Raw genomic sequence first — 15,975 nt, 5'->3', positions numbered from 1 at the left:
TTCCCTGAACCAGACCTTTTTTTGCGGCCCGCGTACGGCGGGCCTGCCGGTACTACAACCAGGATACCGTCATGAATTTTTGCCGCTCTTTCGCCGCGCTGGCCCGCAATGTTTCGCTGCTGGCGCTTCTTGGCTGTCTTGCCGCGTGTCAGATGCCCTTTGGCCTTGGTCAAAGAGCGCCCGAGCCAAAACCCCAACCGGTTGCCCCCGCTCCCGCCACTGGCCCTTGCGTGGTGCTGGCCCTGCCGTCTTCCGGCACGTATGCCCCCATTGCGAGCAAGGTACGCCACGGTGCGCAGATGGCCCAGAACGAGCTTGCCGCCAGCGGCGTCAAGATGCGCCTTGAAACAGTCAATACCGAAGCTGCCGACTGGTTGCAGCGTCTGGACGCGCTGCCCCCGGCCTGCGCTGTTGTGGGCGGCCCCCTGCAAGCGCGCAACTACGCTCAGGCCCGCGAGCATGGTCAGCTCGAAAAAAGAGCCTTCTTCACCTTTGTGCCTTCACTTGAACAGGGTGACGAAGGCGCGCGCGCCTGGCGCTTCTTCCCCAGCCCGCAAGACCAGATCGACACGCTCATCAATTTTGCCAGCACTGGCCTGAACATCCGCACCTACGGGGCCTTCTATCCTACTGATGCCTACGGCGTGCGTATGACCGGCCTCATGGAGCAGAGCCTTGCCAGCCACAACATGCTGTTGCAAAAGGCCTCATATAACCCCGCCGACTCCACCTCGTGGAGCAATGCCGTGGCTCCGCTCATTAATGCCCAGACGCCGCAGGGCAGCAAAACCCCAGTGCCGCAGACTTCCTTTGAAGCCCTGTTTCTGCCAGATTCGTGGAAGAGCATGGAAATGCTGACCACAAGCCTGCTCTATAACGGCGAGGATCGGCTGGTGCTCCTGGGCACCACGCTTTGGGAGCAGAGCCTCTCCGGCAAAACGATTGCCAATGCCGACAAGTTCGCTCTGGCGGTCTTTCCCGGCGCATGGAACCAGCCGCAGGCCCCCCGCGCCCTTCAGGCACCCGGCACGGACTTCTGGAACGCCCTGGGCTACGACTTTGTGCGCTTTGCCGTGTCCATGGGGCTTGATTCGCGCCTGACAACACCGCAGGTCACGGCCCGCGCGCAGCGCGCCTCCAAGATGATCTGGGGCATGGCCCCCATTTCGTGGGACAACGCGGGCGTTGCCCACCAGAAGCTCTTTTTGTTCGGCGTTTCACCCACTGGCATGACGCCCGTGGATGTGGAAACCTTCCAGCAAACCCGCGCTCGCGTATTGCAGCAGGCGGCTCTGCGTATGCAGGGTCTGCCCCCCGTGGACGCCACCGGCGCCCCCCTTGCGGCTCCTGCCGCAGGTGCGGAAGCCGCCCCGGCAGTGCAGACAGGTCAGACGCCGCCGTCTGCGCCTATCATGAGCAACACGCCGCGCCCCTCGTATAAACTCAGCCTGCCCGCTGCGCGCTGATCGCGCCCGCAGGCATTGCCTTTAAAGGACGACACATGGCAGACAACAAAACCATCAGTCTGGAAGAAGTGGCCCACATGGCTACACTTTCCCGGTTGAGCGTCAGCGAAGAAGAACAGACCCTGTTTGCCCGCCAGATGGGCGATATTCTGGCCTATATGGACGTGCTTGCGCGCGTGGACACCAACGATGTGGAGCCTCTGTACAGCCCGGCCCAGCACCCCGGCCCCCTGCGGGACGATGTGTCGGCCCGGCGGCGTGAGCGTAGCGAAGTACTCGCCAACGCGCCCGAGGCTGATGGTGAATATTTCATCGTGCCCCGCATCGTCTAGCGCAGTTCCAGAGCAATATTGCTCTGGTCCGGCCCTGTGCAGCAGCCCGGCAATCACCCGCGCTGAAGCATCCCGCACAACAACGCACATATTGCGCAAACCGCAGTGCAGAACATATTTGAGAACGCCATGACAGAAATTTGTTCCCTCTCGCTTACCCAAGCGGCTCAGGCCCTGCAAAAAAAGGAACTGAGCGCAGTTGACGCCGTTACGGCCTGCCTTGCGCGCATGGATGCCACCGAGCCGCGCATCGCGGCCATGCTGACCGTGGACAGGGAAGGGGCGCTTGCCGCTGCCGCTGCTCTGGACAAGGAAGGTCCCAATCCGGCAAAACCCCTGTGGGGTGTGCCGGTAACGGTCAAGGACGCCCTCTCCACCAAGGGGCTGCGCACCACCGCCGGATCGCGTATTCTCGAAAATTACACGCCCTTTTATGATGCCTTTGCCGTGCAGCAGCTACGCGAGGCCGGAGCCGTCATTCTGGGCAAGAACAACATGGACGAATTCGCCATGGGTTCCACCACGGAAAATTCCTCCTACCAGACCACCCGCAACCCGCGCGATGTCAACCGCGTTCCCGGCGGCTCCAGCGGCGGCTCTGCCGCGTCCGTCACTGCCGGGCAATGCTTTGCGTCGCTGGGTACGGACACCGGCGGCTCCATCCGTCAGCCCGCCTCCTTGTGCGGTTGCGTCGGCCTCAAGCCTACCTATGGCCGCGTGTCGCGCTACGGCGTTATCGCCTACGGCTCGTCACTGGATCAGGTGGGCCCGCTGACCCGCAGCGTGGAAGACTGCGCCCGCGTACTCGGCGTTATTGCCGGGCATGACCAGCGTGACGGCACCTGCGCTCCTCGCCCGGTGGACAACTATGTGACGGCACTGAACAGCAAGCCCCTCAAGGGCTCGCGGCTGGGCATACCCAAGGAATTTTTTGGCGAAGGGCTGGCCCCTGAAGTACGCGCCGTATGCCAGAACGCCATGAACATTGCTCAGGCCCAGGGTGCGGAACTGGTGGAAGTAAGCCTGCCCCACACCGATGCGGCCATCGCCACCTACTATATCATCGCCATGGCCGAGGCCAGTTCCAACCTCGCCCGCTTTGATGGCGTTCGCTATGGCCGCCGCGCAACGGATATCAAGAATCTTGAAGACCTGTATGTGCGCTCGCGCACCGAGGGCTGCGGGCAGGAAGTCAAGCGGCGCATCATGCTGGGAGCCTACGTACTTTCCTCCGGCTATTACGATGCGTACTACCGCAAGGCCGCTCAGGTGCGCCGCCTCATCCGCGATGAATACCTCGCCGCCCTTGATACATGCGATGCCCTGTGGGCTCCGGTTTCGCCCGTTCCTGCGTGGAATGTGGGCAGTCTGACCGCCGATCCGCTCCAGATGTACCTCATGGATGCCTACACGCTTTCGCTGAACCTTGCCGGGCTGCCCGGGCTTTCCATGCCCGTAGGTGTTGGCGCCGAAAGCGGGCTGCCCGTGGGTATGCAGCTTTTTGGCAAGGCCTTTGCCGAGGGCGAGTTGCTTTCTCTTGGCTATGCCTTGGAGCAGGTTTTGCCGGGAGTTGGAGCGGCGAAGTTGTAGATTGGGGTTGCAGATTCTTTCTGAATAACGCAGGGGGCAGGCCGAGAGGTTTGCTCCCTTTTTTGTGGTCGGCATTGCTGCCCTGCGGGCGCTTGGTTTCGCCCTCCGGCGAAGTTTGGGACGCCTGCGCGGCGTGCGGCAAGGTGGGGCCGGTTATGGGGCTACGCCCCCTTCTCGGCCCCCCTTGCATCCCCCCCGAAGCACCCCCTAAGAGGGGCTGTCAGCTTCCTAAGCGTGGCGAGGGCAACGCGTCTCCTGCTGCGGGAGCTTCCCTCACTCGCTACGCTCGCTCAGGTGATCTCCCTCCGCGACGCGTAAATGCCAGAGTTCGCTTTCGCTTTGAATCGGACTCCGTTTCAGCCCGATACCTCTAATAATTTTCATGGTTGAAAGTAAGGCTTTGTGGCGTCAGCCTTGGCAATGAAAATTGTTCTACCTTCAAAATACCAAAGCAAAACTCTGCTTGCATGATTCCGTGTGCGCTACCCACTCTTATTCAGTCCAACATAAGCAGATAACTTGTGGGTCAAAAGTTTCAGCCGCCATAAGGAACTGGTTGTGGCGTTGCCTTCCTTAAACTCGCCGGAGCGGATGCGAAGGCGATGGCTGGTGTTGGGCGAATTTGCAAAATACGCGTTTTGCTGCCTGAAAAGGAAGCGCCGGGATTTTGAGCGCAGCGTACTCATGTACGTGAGCATCAAAATCCCGGCGCTGACGCATTCAGGGTGCAAAAGTCGGGTTTGCGTAAATGCGCTCGACAGGCTCTACCCAAACCCCAATCAAAAATTTTTCTCTACTTTCGGCCCTTCACACCAAAACGGATGCAATCCGTGGGGCAACTCTCCGCGCAATCACCGCAATTGGTGCAATTCTCCTCGCCCGGCCTCGTCCGCATAACGCAAACCCGCCTGCACTTGTCGCAATCATTGCACTGCTCCGTTCTGTAAAAACGGAACGGCGCAAACTTGCGCGCAACCTCCAGCGCCGCGCCAAAAGGACAGACAAACCGACACCAGCACATCAGCACCACCAGCCCCAACGCCAGCCCGCCCAAGGTGATAAGCAAACGCAAATCCCACATGGGGAAAGCATGCTTCCACGTAAGCCATGCCGAAGGCCAAAATTCCCCCACACGAATAGGAACGTCCACGCGCGGCTGCCCCAGAACAAACCATGCTGTCAGCCCCGCCGCCAGCACCAGATACCGGGCCCAGCGAAAGTTCGCCACGCCCACAGGGTTGGGGCCAAAGCGGAAAGGATTGAGCGCGAGCACCCGGTTCACAAGCTGCCCTGGGCACAGCCAGCCGCAAAATGCCTTGCCAAACAGGGCCGCCACTGCCAGCCATACGCCCCAGAATCCCCAAAACATTCGCGCAGCCTGACCGGGACAGGTAATGACCGGACAGTTCTGGCAGCTCACAAAGGGCACAACAAAGGGGCAACGGAACACGCCAAACAAGGCCCACTCGCCCAGAAACAGCGTGGAGGCAAACAATACCGCTCGATTACACCACTGGAGCGCCCTCAAGCGCAGGCTGGGGCGGGCGACAATTTCATGCAACATCCTTCACCCCCAGCTTTTCCACAAGTTCCATGCCCTTGGGCGAAATGGCGGGAATAAAGCCCGCCACTTCAAAAAAGGCCTGTCCCTGCGCACTGGTAATCCAGTCCATATAGGCTGCGGCCTTTGCCGGGTCAGAGGCGTTGGCCATCATGCCCACGGTAAAGGTCAACGGCCCGGCGGGAAAAAACCGTTCGGGAATTTCCACCAAGTCCAGCCGATCAGCAAACCGCGTCATGCGGGTGATGCGCCGCTCCACGATCATGGCGTCAGCCTTGCCCTCGGCAACGCTTTCTACAGAACGCTGTACACAACTGCCCTGCTCGGGCACGTTGGCAAGCACCTTGGGCGTGATGTCCGCAGCCTTGAGGATGCCCATAACCGCCTGTCCACCAGGAGCGGAAGCATCCCGCGCCATGGAAACCCGCACACCGGGGCGGGTCAGATCTTCAATATCGTTGATTTTGGCGGGATTTCCCTTGGGAACCGCAATGACATAACTGGTAAAACACAAGGGCCTGAAATTGACCATCTTGCCAGCCTTGCGCAGATTCTGGGCCAGAGCCAGGACGCGCCCGGCGAAGACCTCGGTCTGCCCGCCGCCAGTCAGCAGGGATTTGCCCAAGGCCGCTGCAAAGGCCCCGGTGTAGACAACTTTGACGCCCGAGTGCTGCTGATAGGCCTCATGGGCAGGCATCATGGCCTCGGCAAGGCCGCCGCACGACCATACCTGCAAGGTTCCGCCCTCCGCCGCATTGGCGGTTTGCGGCGTCAGCATGGCAGCGCCCGCTGCCCCCAGCGCCAGCGATTTGAGAAAATTGCGCCGTCCTTTTTCGGTAGTTTCCATATGCCTCTCCACAAAGAATAGTGATCCAGCAAAAGCGCAAAGCGCGCATTCAACCCTTAAAAATAAAAAACGGTTCCGCATTCTGGATGCGAAACCTGTATTGTGAGGGGGAGCGCCTGAGCTTGATTGATCGGGGAGGGGGAATCAGCGGAAAGCCCGACCAGCGGCACGTAGCGAGACAACCTGCCCCACAGCGTCCGCACGTCAGGTCATGCCCGCGCCCCTGACTGCAAACATGCTTGCAGTCAGCAGCAACGGAAATGTCGCGCTGATGTCAGAGAAATTACGGCAAGCAGCGCCACGCAGACCAGCATGCCGGGGCATGCGGTGCGCGCAGATCGTAGGCCTGCCAGAAATTTTGTGATGCGTGCGCATGGTGCCGCATTTTCCCCATTGCTTGCGTACGCCGCCGCAAACCGTTTATAGATGCGCGCGCCGGGTTCATGATGCAAAAATGAACAATCGGAAATGGTGGGGCCTACTCCAGAATATAGCGCATGGGGTCAACCGGCACACCGTTAAGGCGCACCTCGTAGTGCAGGTGCGGCCCGGTGGTGCGGCCACTCATGCCCACATAGCCCACAATTTCGCCGCGCTTGACCCACTGGCCTTCCTGCACGGCGCAACGCTGCATGTGACCGTATTTGGTGACAATGCCGCTGCCGTGGTTGATCTCAACACTGAAACCGTACGCGCCATCGCGCCCCGAGAGGGTCACCATGCCCTGGGCTGGAGCCATGATGGGCGTGCCGATGCGGTTGGTGATGTCCAGGCCCTTGTGGAACTGTCCCCGCCCACCAAAGGGTGCGGAACGCCAGCCAAAACTGGAAGAAACAAAACCCACCACAGGCCAGATGGTCGGCATGGAAGAAAGGGCATCGCGGTTTTCGCGCAGGGCCAGCAGCAAGTCCTGCTGGCGCACTTCTTCAAGTCGCACGGATTCAGAGAGCCGGGTAAGGAATTCAAGCATCTTGCGGGCGGCAAGTTCCTGCCGGTGCAAGGGCAGATAGGTACGCGAAAAATCCCCCGGCCTGTCGCCGATGGAACCGGCCTCCGTGGGATCTTTCTCCATATTCATCATGATGCGCAGCTTGGAGTCGAAGCTCTGCACCCGCTCCAGATCACGCCCCACAACAGAAATACGCTCAACCAGATTCACAAGCTGGCGGCGCTGTTCTTCAATGGTTTTGTCTGCATTGCGCAGGTCGTCGCCCAAGTGCCGGGTTTCAAGCCAACTGCGCAGCAGCCAGACATTGCAGACCACAAGGGCCAGCACCAGCACGCAGGCAATAAAGCCAAACCAGCCGCGCATGCGCAGGTTGCGGCTGCCGCTACGACCTTCAGTGAAGATGACTATGTGATATTTGCCGAACAGCATTGGGCTAACACTCTAGAGCCGGGATGCGGCCTGTGTCAATCCGCACCGCCGTCACGCGATTCTGCGTCTGGCAGGGGCTGCTCATCACCCAAGCCCGCAACCGCGCTGTTCTTTTCAAGCTGCCAGCGGGTCAGACCATTAAAAATACATCGGCGCGAATCTTTGGATACCCCATACAGGTGTTGCAGTGTTTCCCCCATGGAACTGCGGGCGGTATTGCCTGCCGAGGGGCAGGCATTGGCCCAGATGGGCAGTTCCCACTGTTTGGCGGCCTTGAGGATAAACTTTTTTTCCACCAACAGCAGAGGGCGTATCAGTTGCAGGCCGCCGCCAAAAAACGACTCATTCATGCTCATGCCGTCCACACGCCCATTGCGGCTCAGATTCATGAAGAACGTCTGCACCAAATCGTCCGCATTGTGGCCAAGGGCAAGGTGGGTCACGCCATACTGGGCGCACAGCTCAAACAGGCGCTTGCGCCGCAGCCAGGAACAGCGAAAACAGGCCGACCTGCGCAGATTTTTTTCTGAATGCGCGTCCGGGCCGTAGGTTGTCATTTCTATGTGACCGGGTATGCCCCGCTTGGCCAGCCAGGGCAAAAGAGCCGCATGGCTCTGCTCGTCAAAGCCGGGGTTGAGGTGGATCGCCATTATTTCAAAGTGAAAAGGTACGATTCCTTGGCGAATTTTAAGACTTTGCAGCAGCACAAAGCTGTCTACGCCGCCAGAAACGGCAACAGCCACACGGCATCCAGGCCACAGCATGCCTGTTTTCTGCATGGCCTTGCCCGCGCTCTTAACACAGGTTTCCTGCGCGAATGATCTTTTTTCTCTGCTCATAATTTTCCCGTAAACGTGTTGCCGGCAAAACCGTTAAATTGGGGGGTGCCTGCTGTTCCGCGCTGGCTGCCGTTTCAGCAGCCCTATTGACAGCACAGCGGACGACATATATCAATTCTTATTTCAGCAGGGGAATCCTGCGCCAAGGCGTATGCACACGCCCGGCCTTTACAAATGGTCGGGCGGTATTATTTATCAACCGGGTTGCCCGTGGCGGCCCGGAATGCGGCGTTTAAGCCGCGTACTTACGGAGGCAGCATGGCCCGTATTACCGTGGAAGATTGTCAGCAGCGCGTGGACAACCGTTTTCTGCTGGTGCAGATGGCTATCAAGCGTGTGCACCAGTACCGCGAAGGCTATGAACCGCTGGTAGAATCCCGCAACAAAGAGGCCGTAACCGCCCTGCGCGAAATTGCCGCCGGAAAGGTTCTGCCTGATGACGACAGTCTTTACAACCCCCTGCCCGGCCATAACGCGGCCGCCGCAGAGGAGTAGCCTTTTGGGGACAAATTGTCCGCGCGGCGGCTTCCCCAGGGGAGCCGCCGCGTTTATGTACAACCTTTAGCACAGGCGCACAAGCCGCACAGTGACCGGAACTACGATGGAGCTCGATTACTACGAAGTGCTGGGCGTAAGCCGCAGCGCCGAAGATGACGAAATAAAACGGGCCTACCGTAAGCTGGCCTTGAAGTATCACCCTGACCACAACCCCGACAATGCCGAGGCCGAGCAAAAGTTCAAGGAAGCCGCCGAAGCGTATGACGTGCTGCGCGACCCTGAAAAACGAGCGCGCTATGACCGTTTTGGGCGCGCTGGCGTTCAGGGCGGCGCGGGCGGTTTTGGCAGCAACGATGATATCTTTGCGCATTTCAGCGATATCTTCGGCGATCTTTTTGGCTTTTCTACCGCTACGCGCGGCCCCAGGCCCATGGCCGGGGCTGACCTGCGCTACAACCTGACCATCACCTTTGCCCAGGCCGCCAAGGGCGACGAGATCAGCATCTCCCTGCCCAAGCATGTTACCTGCTCCGAATGCAACGGTAGCGGCGCAGCCCCCGGCAGTAAGGCGGAAACATGCCGCCAGTGCGGCGGCAGCGGTCAGGTACGCCGCTCACAAGGATTTTTCCAGATATCCATGCCCTGCCCTTCCTGTCAGGGTTCGGGCCGAGTCATCACCAAGCCCTGCCCCAAGTGCAAGGGCGAAGGCATCACCACAGACACCCGTGAACTTGTGGTGCGCGTACCTGCCGGTGTTGACAGCGGTACCCGCCTGCGCGTGCGCGGCGAGGGTGAACCCGGCGTTCACGGCGGCCCGGCTGGCGACCTCTATGTTGTGCTCACCGTTGAGCAGGACAAGCGCTGGCAGCGCCAGGGACAAGACCTCATTTACTCCCTTGAGATCAGCTTTGTGCAGGCGGCCCTTGGTCATCGGGCAGAAGTCCCCGGCATTGACGGCAACCTGCCGCTGGAAATCCCCAAGGGCATTCAGAGCGGCACCCTGCTGCGAATTTCTGGAGAGGGCATGCCCTACCCCGGGCGCCGTTCGCGCGGCGATCTGCTGGTAGAGGTTAAAGTGCTTACGCCCACCCGCCTTTCTGCCAAGCAGGAGGAACTGCTGCGCGAATTTGAGGCAGCGGCGGAAAAAAGCCCCCTGGAAAAGGTCAAAAAGGCCGCAAAAAAAATCAGCAAGGCCATGGGCATCGACTAAACATTCCTCTCAGTATCACGAGCGTAAAAAAGCCGGGTTTGCACCCGGCTTTTTGCATTTGTGGCGGAGAACTCGAGCCTTCAGGCGGCTGTTCCCCAGCTGGAAACAATAATGCCCATACCCACCAGGGCCACAGCGCCACCCAAGACATCCGTGCTGGCCAGCGGTACACCGTCAATCAGGCGTAGCCACAAGACGGCCGTGACCACATATACGCAGCCATAGGCGGCATAGACCCTGCCACTGGCTGCTGGGTGCAGGGTCAGCAACCAGGCAAACACCGCAAGACTCAGGCAGGCGGGCGCCAACAGCCAAGCAGAGCCCCCTTTGCGCAGCCACAGCCAGGGCAGGTAGCACCCTGTTATCTCTGCCAGAGCCGTGGACACAAAAAGCGCGAACGTCTTGATCATCAATGTACTATTCCTCTGATGGTCGTGAGCAAAATGGTCCGCAGTGCAATTTTGAGTGCTTCGTTTACTGCCAATATCCCGGTAATCACTGTAAGTCTGGCAAGTACCGTCTGCGAAGCAAAATAGCAAATACCGCACCGATGTTTGCACAACAACACAACGGTCATAACTGCCCCACACGCTTACGCAAGGCTGGGGCTTTTGGGAGGAAGGTGAGGCTTATGCTCTGGCGGGAAAAACATTTTGGCCCGGCGGCATCTGTGGTATGCCGCCGGGCCAACATTGTCCTGTTTACCGCTCCGCCAGGCGAGGAGAGAACGGCACGGACGCAGAGGCAGGCAAAACTGTTCCGTTAAGGGGTACGGGTTCGCAGAAGGGGTCTGCGGATTTTGCCGAGGGTTGCCATCTGTAAATTCTACAGCCGGTTATGAGGCCGATCAATTAATGATTCCCAAACAAACAAGTTCCTTTCTTGACTGTTTGTGCGCTCAATCTAGCACCTTGTCAAAAAGCATGCAAGTTATTTATTTCACCACCACTGTTTTTTCCACTAACAAGTTCCGCGCAACAGCGCAACGCCAAACTCTTTAAATACAAAATGTTACAAAATTACTTCGTCTGGCAGCAGGCAAAGCCTGTGAACAAAGCGCCAGCGCGTCCGAACCGAACTCCACACGAAAAACCCGGCTGTTTCTCATCAGCCGGGTCAATGTAGCATCAAAAAGTAACGAGCTATTCCGTGGGTGTGGCCTTGGCGCAGCAACATTCCTGAGAGTTGGCACCATCAGCAGGCGTAGTTTCTGCACCCTGAGCTTCTTCCACAGGTTTGAGCGAGTGCAGGTTCACCTGCTGCAAACCCTCGCCGCACTGTGGCACCTGCAACCCCACTCGGGCCTCATAGTTGATAACAATGGGGCCGGTGAGATTAAGCGCGGCCTGTTCGGGCGCGCCCGCAGGAATGGAAACCGTCACCAGTACGGCGGCCTGCTCAAGACTCTCTATATGGAGCAATTGCCTTTCGGCATCTCCCACCTGGGGTGCGTAGGATTTGTCAAAAAAACTGTATGGATCGGCCACCAGCAGGCCCACTACCGGGGTATGCACGCTCTGCAAGATAAGCAAGGGCGCTTCAGGTCGGATCTGAAGCAGGATAAAATCCCGCTCGTTTTCAAACCCGGCCAGCCCACGGGGAAAGTGCACAACCTTATCCGTATCGATACAACGGCGTCCAAGACGGGTGTCGATTTCTATTTCTTTGTTTCGTGCCATAGTTCAGCAGCCACCATGAGGTCGTTATTACTGGTTTCAAGGGCGCGCCGGTTTTCTTCAACAACCCGCTTGTACACTTCTTCGCGGTATACCGTGGTGTCATCGGGTACTTCCAGGCCCAGTTTGACCTGCTTCCCCTGCATGCCCAGGATAGTTATGCGTATATTCTCGCCCAGATATAGGCTTTCTCCCGGGCGTCGCGTCAATATGAGCATAGGTGCTTCCGTTAATTATATCGTTGCATGAAACGCTCCCAGGCAGCGTTTGTTATCTGCCCGGCATCAGGCGGCAAAATCCGCCGCTACTCGGCATCAGAGATAACTGGCCAGGCTCATCTGCATTATCTTTGAAGAAGACTGAAGCACTGTCTGATACGTCAACTGTTGCCGGGTCAGCTTTGTCAGCAACTCGGTCAGGTCTATGTCTTCAGTATAGCTCAATCGTTCCTGCTGGTCCAGCTTTTGAAAGCTGAGCACATCGCTGGCAGTGGACACCCGGTTTTCAAGCCCGCCGATGCGTGCTGTCTGGGTGAGCACATTCTGCTGCACGGTGGCAATTTTTGCGAGCGTCTGCTGGCAGCCTTCCTGATTGTTATTTTCGCAATAGCTGACGAATTCGCCCACCATGTCAAACAGGTTTGTCGCACCCGGCAGGGCTGGCTTGCCTTCGTAGTATCCGCCAAAGATATCCTTGCCCACGTTGTTTACCGAAATATATGAATCCTTCATTATTTCCAGATTCAGATCAGCGCGGTCCGGATGTACAAGAAACTGTGTGCCTGCGTTTACAGTGTAGCCGGTGACGCTTCCGGCGTCCAAATCCAAATATCCACTTGGCATGAGCAGTCGAAGCTTGTTTGAACCATCAGTGGTGGCAGTTGCCGCAATCCAGGTTGATCCGCTGTCGGTGCTGTACGAATAGTTGACCGTGCTGCCAGACGAGGAAAGATCGGCGTTGTTGTCCATGCGCAACAACACGTTGCCCCCAAACGCGCCAGCGGCAGAAGTGAGAAGGCCTGACGGCCCGCCCATGGTAGTGACTTTCGGAGGGGGATCATTGTCGTCGCCCTGATAGACGGCTGTAGGCCGGATATATACCAGCGTACCGTTCTTTGAACCTGCCCCGGCGCTCGTGTCGGCTGCGGTAACAGCCATATCGTTCTTCATGGTGACGGTTACGCCGTTGGCAGTCAGTGTTCTGCCAGCCGTAGTGCCAGGGGTCCAGGTGGTACCACCATCATTTGACCAGCGAAAGCTCTGCGCCCCGCCATCCAGAGTTCCAGTTGTGGTAAACTGGATCATCATGGATTTGCTGGACGCGCCCTGGATCGTATATTCCCCGGCCTGAATGGCCGTATCCCAGTTGGTGTCGGCACTGGTCAGGGCCAACCCCTCCTCAAAGGCGTTGCTGTCGTAGCGCTGACCGGCAAAAATGCTGTTGCCCTCGTACTGGGTGTTGGAAAGGTTGAGCATCTCGCCAAATATCTGTCGGGCCTGGTCGGCGATCTGTTTACGGTTCTCCGCCGAATAGGTACCGGTAGAGGCTTGTTCCGCCAGCGCTTTAAGACTTGTCAGAGAGTTGCTCAGCTGCGTGCCAAGTACGTTGTCGGCAAGCGACAGCCAACCCTTGGCCGTATCCACATTGCTCTGGTACTGGGTGGTTGCGCTGATGTCATTGCGGGTCACCAGCACGCGGTATGCACCCGCAGGATCATCAGAGGGCCTGTTGATCTTTTTTTGCGAAGAACCTTGTTCGTTGCTTTCCATGTAGGCGGCCAGACTTTTCTGCATCTGGCTCGTCATTTTGTCGTACATGGTATTCTGCGTAACGCGTATAGCCATGTCGGGCTCCTATTGCTTAAGCCCAAGAAGGGTTTGCAGCATCTGGTCGGCGGTGGTTATCAATTTTGCCGCTGCCGTGTAGGAGTGCTGGTATTTGATAAGGTTGGCCATTTCTTCGTCAAGGTTGACGCCAGAAGCAGAACTGACCTGCTCGGAAAGATCGCTGGTGAGGGCCGAGTGGTATTCCGAATTTGTTTTGGCAAGGCGGGTGTCAGCGCCCACGGTCGTAACCAGGCTGGCATAATACTGGCCGATGGTCTGGTTGCTCGTTGTCTTCCACGCGGTTGAAATGCTCACATTGGTGCTGGCCAGTTTGCCAATGGCCGTGGCCGTGGCGTTGTCACCCTTATTTATCTGCTGCTGGCCGTTGACCTGCCCGGCGGCAATGTAGTTCTCATTGTCGTGCAGCTGTTTGCTTGTGGCTATGTCGCTGGCAGTGGTGCCGGTAAAAAACGTATTTACGCCAAGGGCAGCCATCATGCCCGTGCTGTCGGTGCCCAGCGCAAATTGCAGGTTGCTGCCCGCCGCAGTGTTGAGTCCAAGCTTGCCGTCCTGAATGGTGGCCGTAAGCTTACCGGGAAACGAAGAATTGATGGCGGAAACAACATCATCCAGCGAATGCTTGCTGGGATCGAAGTTCGGCGTTCCGGGGGTAATGGCGCTGAAGTCGAGCTGACCCGACGAAACATAGTCGCCCGAAGTTTTGTCGTAAAAGTAGAAATTGACGTTGCCAGCCTGGAGCCTGCTGGACTCCGGCAGCACGGCCTGGGCTGAGCCCAGGGGCACCGTTGTGTTGGAAACGCCCTGTTGCCCCTGTGCAAAATCGAACAGAGAGGTACCAGCACCCTGGCTGTGGATGCGGTTCACTTCCCATATAAGCGACTTGGCGGTGGCATCCAGTTCATCCATATACCGGCCGCAGTTGTCGTCTCGAATATTGAAATAGGTGGTCAGCTTGCCGCCAGACACGCGACCGGCAGTGTCCGTTCCGTCAAAGCCCACCTGGGGCGTCACGTTTTGCGGGCCGCGTGTGGGCTCAATCCAGTAAAGCCCGGTCTTGGGCACGATGTCGAACTTGTCGCCAACGGTAAAATTGCTGGTGGAATCGAAGGATATCTTCAGATTCTTCACCTGAACGGGATCGGTGGATGTGCCCGTGGCGCTTATTTCAAAGTGCTGTTCATTGCCGTCCTCATCACGCAGCCATGTTTTGCCGCCGTCCAGCGAAACGCGGAACGTGGGGTTGCCTGCAGTGCCCGCAGGGCCGGCATTGCCCCCGGAAACAATATCCACCGTATATTCATGGCTGTCGGAGCCGTCATACTGGATACTGCCAGTATAAGTCGAACCGACGGAAAGCCGGTTTTCCGCGCGCGGTTCACGAATCTCCAAATCATTGGTGTTGACACCCTGCACCAGAGGCTGCCCGGTGGTGAGCGCAACCGTAAAATTGCCGCCCCCGGAGTCCATGGTCTTCACATCGACATAGGTTGCCATTTCGCGCACCAGCTGGTCGCGCTGGTCAAGCAGATCATTGGGATTGCTTACGCCATCAACGGTCGTGGCATTGATCTGCCTGTTAAGAGAAGCGATGCTCTTGGCAAGCTCATTGACGCGGCTGACCCCCTGGTTGATGGAAACATCCATCTGGCTTTGCAGCGCCTTGACCGATGTGGCTGTATTGCTGAGCATGTCGCAAAGGTTGTCAGCATACGAAAGCAGATCTTCGCGCGAGGCGGTATCGCCAGGACGCTGCGCAAGCTTCTGCCATGCCGTAAAAAACGCGTTCATGGAAGAGCTTATGCCAGCCCGGTTGGATTCGTTGAAAAGACTTTCCAACGTCCCCATGATGTTTTCCTGCTCGTCCCAGCGGGCAGAATTGGTGGACTGTCGCACATAGGAGCTTTCAAGAAACGAGTTGAAATATCTCAATACCTGCTGTGCATTAACCCCCAGCCCTTCGCCCCCAGGTTTGGCAACAAGGGTGCCTGCGTCGCGCTGATCCACATAACGCCGGGTGTAGCCTTCGGTATCGGCATTGGCGATATTGCTGCCCGTGACAGAAATCCAGGCTTGCGCGGCGTTGAGGGCGGTTTTGCCCACATTCATAAGACCGCTGAGCATGACTACAGCCTCCCGGAGATCAACGCGGCCTGCGTCTGCCGCTGCACACTCATACCACCACGGCGGCCATAGGTTTCCGCCTTGGGCGGCATGGCCTGGCTTGTGAGCGCCTGAAGCGCGCGGCTGCTCTGATCAAGCAGAGCCAGAGAAAGGTTGGTGTTGCGCGAGGCCTGGCGAGCAACAGACTGCTCGCTTGCGTCTATCTGAAGCAGGGTTTCCCGCAGAACAACGCCCATATCTTCAGGCAGTGCAACGGCGTATTCCATGGCCCGCATGCCGCCCAGACCTCTGATTACAGAAGTTTTTTCCACGGCCAGCTGACGGATAAGCTCCTGTATGGAGAACTCAAGAGACACCACGGCATCAGTATCGCGATCGAGAAGGCAAGTATATTCTTCTTCAAGAAGGTCGCGCAGCAGGCAAAGGGCCTTATCCTGACGCGAAAGCGATTCGTAAATGGCGTTGTGCATGTGAACCCCCCGAGGGCCTTTGTTTTCAGCCGTAGTCAGGATATTGCCCGACAGGAAAAGGCAGAAACTGCCGCCCCGACACAATTAAAGCAAAATTCGTGCCTGAAAATCCTTCCGGCGCAGGCTTCCAGAGCGGTTGA

Annotated in this window: 15 protein-coding genes; 5 read left to right on the top strand and 10 right to left on the bottom strand. The window is 58.0% G+C overall.

Annotation, left to right across the window (positions count from 1 at the left end; genetic code table 11):
- Positions 1 to 71: 71 nt before the first annotated feature.
- The 3 genes from ACUZ79_RS04080 to gatA all read left to right on the top strand — a co-directional run bounded on the left by ACUZ79_RS04080 (position 72) and on the right by gatA (position 3,388).
- Positions 72 to 1,466 carry a hypothetical protein gene (locus ACUZ79_RS04080; protein WP_240823697.1) on the top strand — a complete coding sequence of 465 codons (1,395 nt, stop codon included), beginning with the start codon at positions 72 to 74 and terminating at the stop codon, positions 1,464 to 1,466.
- Positions 1,467 to 1,501: 35 nt separating this feature from the next.
- Complete coding sequence (gatC, locus tag ACUZ79_RS04075; protein WP_240823696.1) at positions 1,502 to 1,798, top strand: Asp-tRNA(Asn)/Glu-tRNA(Gln) amidotransferase subunit GatC; 297 nt, start codon at positions 1,502 to 1,504, stop codon at positions 1,796 to 1,798.
- Positions 1,799 to 1,927: 129 nt separating this feature from the next.
- On the top strand, positions 1,928 to 3,388 hold the full coding sequence (gene gatA / locus ACUZ79_RS04070; protein WP_449250776.1) for an Asp-tRNA(Asn)/Glu-tRNA(Gln) amidotransferase subunit GatA: 1,461 nt from the start codon (positions 1,928 to 1,930) through the stop codon (positions 3,386 to 3,388).
- 793 nt (positions 3,389 to 4,181) lie between these two features.
- On the opposite strand, the gene ACUZ79_RS04065 is transcribed toward gatA, so the two are convergent.
- The 4 genes from ACUZ79_RS04065 to ACUZ79_RS04050 all read right to left on the bottom strand — a co-directional run bounded on the left by ACUZ79_RS04065 (position 4,182) and on the right by ACUZ79_RS04050 (position 8,013).
- Complete coding sequence (locus ACUZ79_RS04065) at positions 4,182 to 4,952, bottom strand: 4Fe-4S binding protein (RefSeq protein WP_449250775.1); 771 nt, start codon at positions 4,950 to 4,952, stop codon at positions 4,182 to 4,184.
- Positions 4,942 to 5,796, bottom strand: a complete 855-nt coding sequence (locus tag ACUZ79_RS04060) for a substrate-binding domain-containing protein (protein WP_240823692.1) — start codon at positions 5,794 to 5,796, stop codon at positions 4,942 to 4,944. Before ACUZ79_RS04060 ends, ACUZ79_RS04065 begins: the two co-directional genes overlap by 11 nt.
- Positions 5,797 to 6,274: 478 nt before the next feature.
- Positions 6,275 to 7,174, bottom strand: a complete 900-nt coding sequence (locus ACUZ79_RS04055; RefSeq protein ID WP_449250774.1) for a M23 family metallopeptidase — start codon at positions 7,172 to 7,174, stop codon at positions 6,275 to 6,277.
- A gap of 35 nt (positions 7,175 to 7,209) precedes the next feature.
- Positions 7,210 to 8,013, bottom strand: coding sequence for a tRNA lysidine(34) synthetase (locus tag ACUZ79_RS04050; protein ID WP_240823691.1), 804 nt, complete (start codon positions 8,011 to 8,013; stop codon positions 7,210 to 7,212).
- Positions 8,014 to 8,271: 258 nt separating this feature from the next.
- On the opposite strand from ACUZ79_RS04050, the gene rpoZ reads away from it, so the two are divergent.
- Together rpoZ and dnaJ are read left to right on the top strand one after the other, a co-directional pair.
- Entirely contained in the window at positions 8,272 to 8,508 is a 237-nt protein-coding gene (gene rpoZ, locus ACUZ79_RS04045; RefSeq protein ID WP_022657721.1) for a DNA-directed RNA polymerase subunit omega, read from the top strand.
- A 106-nt stretch (positions 8,509 to 8,614) separates the two neighbouring features.
- Entirely contained in the window at positions 8,615 to 9,721 is a 1,107-nt protein-coding gene (gene dnaJ, locus ACUZ79_RS04040) for a molecular chaperone DnaJ (protein ID WP_291443125.1), read from the top strand.
- Positions 9,722 to 9,801: 80 nt separating this feature from the next.
- Here dnaJ and ACUZ79_RS04035 read toward each other — a convergent pair whose 3' ends face one another.
- The 6 genes from ACUZ79_RS04035 to flgN form a co-directional block, all read right to left on the bottom strand.
- Positions 9,802 to 10,131: a YnfA family protein gene (locus tag ACUZ79_RS04035; RefSeq protein WP_449250773.1), complete on the bottom strand. Its 330-nt coding sequence runs from the start codon at positions 10,129 to 10,131 to the stop codon at positions 9,802 to 9,804.
- A gap of 732 nt (positions 10,132 to 10,863) precedes the next feature.
- Positions 10,864 to 11,400, bottom strand: coding sequence for a flagellar assembly protein FliW (fliW, locus tag ACUZ79_RS04030; RefSeq protein ID WP_449250772.1), 537 nt, complete (start codon positions 11,398 to 11,400; stop codon positions 10,864 to 10,866).
- Positions 11,379 to 11,615 (bottom strand): carbon storage regulator CsrA, encoded by a 237-nt coding sequence (csrA, locus tag ACUZ79_RS04025; protein WP_240823687.1) that lies wholly within the window; start codon positions 11,613 to 11,615, stop codon positions 11,379 to 11,381. The genes fliW and csrA overlap by 22 nt, the downstream gene beginning before the upstream one ends.
- 96 nt (positions 11,616 to 11,711) lie before the next feature.
- The gene (gene flgL, locus ACUZ79_RS04020; RefSeq protein ID WP_449250771.1) at positions 11,712 to 13,241 is read right to left on the bottom strand and encodes a flagellar hook-associated protein FlgL; all 1,530 of its coding nucleotides are present in this window, start codon (positions 13,239 to 13,241) and stop codon (positions 11,712 to 11,714) included.
- A gap of 9 nt (positions 13,242 to 13,250) precedes the next feature.
- Positions 13,251 to 15,365 carry a flagellar hook-associated protein FlgK gene (flgK, locus tag ACUZ79_RS04015; protein ID WP_449250770.1) on the bottom strand — a complete coding sequence of 705 codons (2,115 nt, stop codon included), beginning with the start codon at positions 15,363 to 15,365 and terminating at the stop codon, positions 13,251 to 13,253.
- Between the two features lie 2 nt (positions 15,366 to 15,367).
- Positions 15,368 to 15,835, bottom strand: coding sequence for a flagellar export chaperone FlgN (gene flgN / locus ACUZ79_RS04010; protein WP_449250769.1), 468 nt, complete (start codon positions 15,833 to 15,835; stop codon positions 15,368 to 15,370).
- Between the last annotated feature and the right edge of the window lie 140 nt (positions 15,836 to 15,975).

The sequence above is a fragment of the Desulfovibrio faecalis genome, assembly GCF_053570625.1.
The sequence above is the reverse complement of the archived record's forward strand: the minus strand, read 5'-3'. Positions and strand labels throughout refer to the sequence as shown.

Excerpts from the sequence above, each read along its gene's own strand:
- ACUZ79_RS04080 (WP_240823697.1), top strand. The coding sequence starts at position 72 with ATGAATTTTTGCCGCTCTTTCGCCGCGCTGGCCCGCAATGTTTCGCTG.
- gatC (WP_240823696.1), top strand. The coding sequence starts at position 1,502 with ATGGCAGACAACAAAACCATCAGTCTGGAAGAAGTGGCCCACATGGCT.
- gatA (WP_449250776.1), top strand. The coding sequence starts at position 1,928 with ATGACAGAAATTTGTTCCCTCTCGCTTACCCAAGCGGCTCAGGCCCTG.
- ACUZ79_RS04065 (WP_449250775.1), bottom strand. The coding sequence starts at position 4,952 with ATGTTGCATGAAATTGTCGCCCGCCCCAGCCTGCGCTTGAGGGCGCTC.
- ACUZ79_RS04060 (WP_240823692.1), bottom strand. The coding sequence starts at position 5,796 with ATGGAAACTACCGAAAAAGGACGGCGCAATTTTCTCAAATCGCTGGCG.
- ACUZ79_RS04055 (WP_449250774.1), bottom strand. The coding sequence starts at position 7,174 with ATGCTGTTCGGCAAATATCACATAGTCATCTTCACTGAAGGTCGTAGC.
- ACUZ79_RS04050 (WP_240823691.1), bottom strand. The coding sequence starts at position 8,013 with ATGAGCAGAGAAAAAAGATCATTCGCGCAGGAAACCTGTGTTAAGAGC.
- rpoZ (WP_022657721.1), top strand. The coding sequence starts at position 8,272 with ATGGCCCGTATTACCGTGGAAGATTGTCAGCAGCGCGTGGACAACCGT.
- dnaJ (WP_291443125.1), top strand. The coding sequence starts at position 8,615 with ATGGAGCTCGATTACTACGAAGTGCTGGGCGTAAGCCGCAGCGCCGAA.
- ACUZ79_RS04035 (WP_449250773.1), bottom strand. The coding sequence starts at position 10,131 with ATGATCAAGACGTTCGCGCTTTTTGTGTCCACGGCTCTGGCAGAGATA.
- fliW (WP_449250772.1), bottom strand. The coding sequence starts at position 11,400 with ATGGCACGAAACAAAGAAATAGAAATCGACACCCGTCTTGGACGCCGT.
- csrA (WP_240823687.1), bottom strand. The coding sequence starts at position 11,615 with ATGCTCATATTGACGCGACGCCCGGGAGAAAGCCTATATCTGGGCGAG.
- flgL (WP_449250771.1), bottom strand. The coding sequence starts at position 13,241 with ATGGCTATACGCGTTACGCAGAATACCATGTACGACAAAATGACGAGC.
- flgK (WP_449250770.1), bottom strand. The coding sequence starts at position 15,365 with ATGCTCAGCGGTCTTATGAATGTGGGCAAAACCGCCCTCAACGCCGCG.
- flgN (WP_449250769.1), bottom strand. The coding sequence starts at position 15,835 with ATGCACAACGCCATTTACGAATCGCTTTCGCGTCAGGATAAGGCCCTT.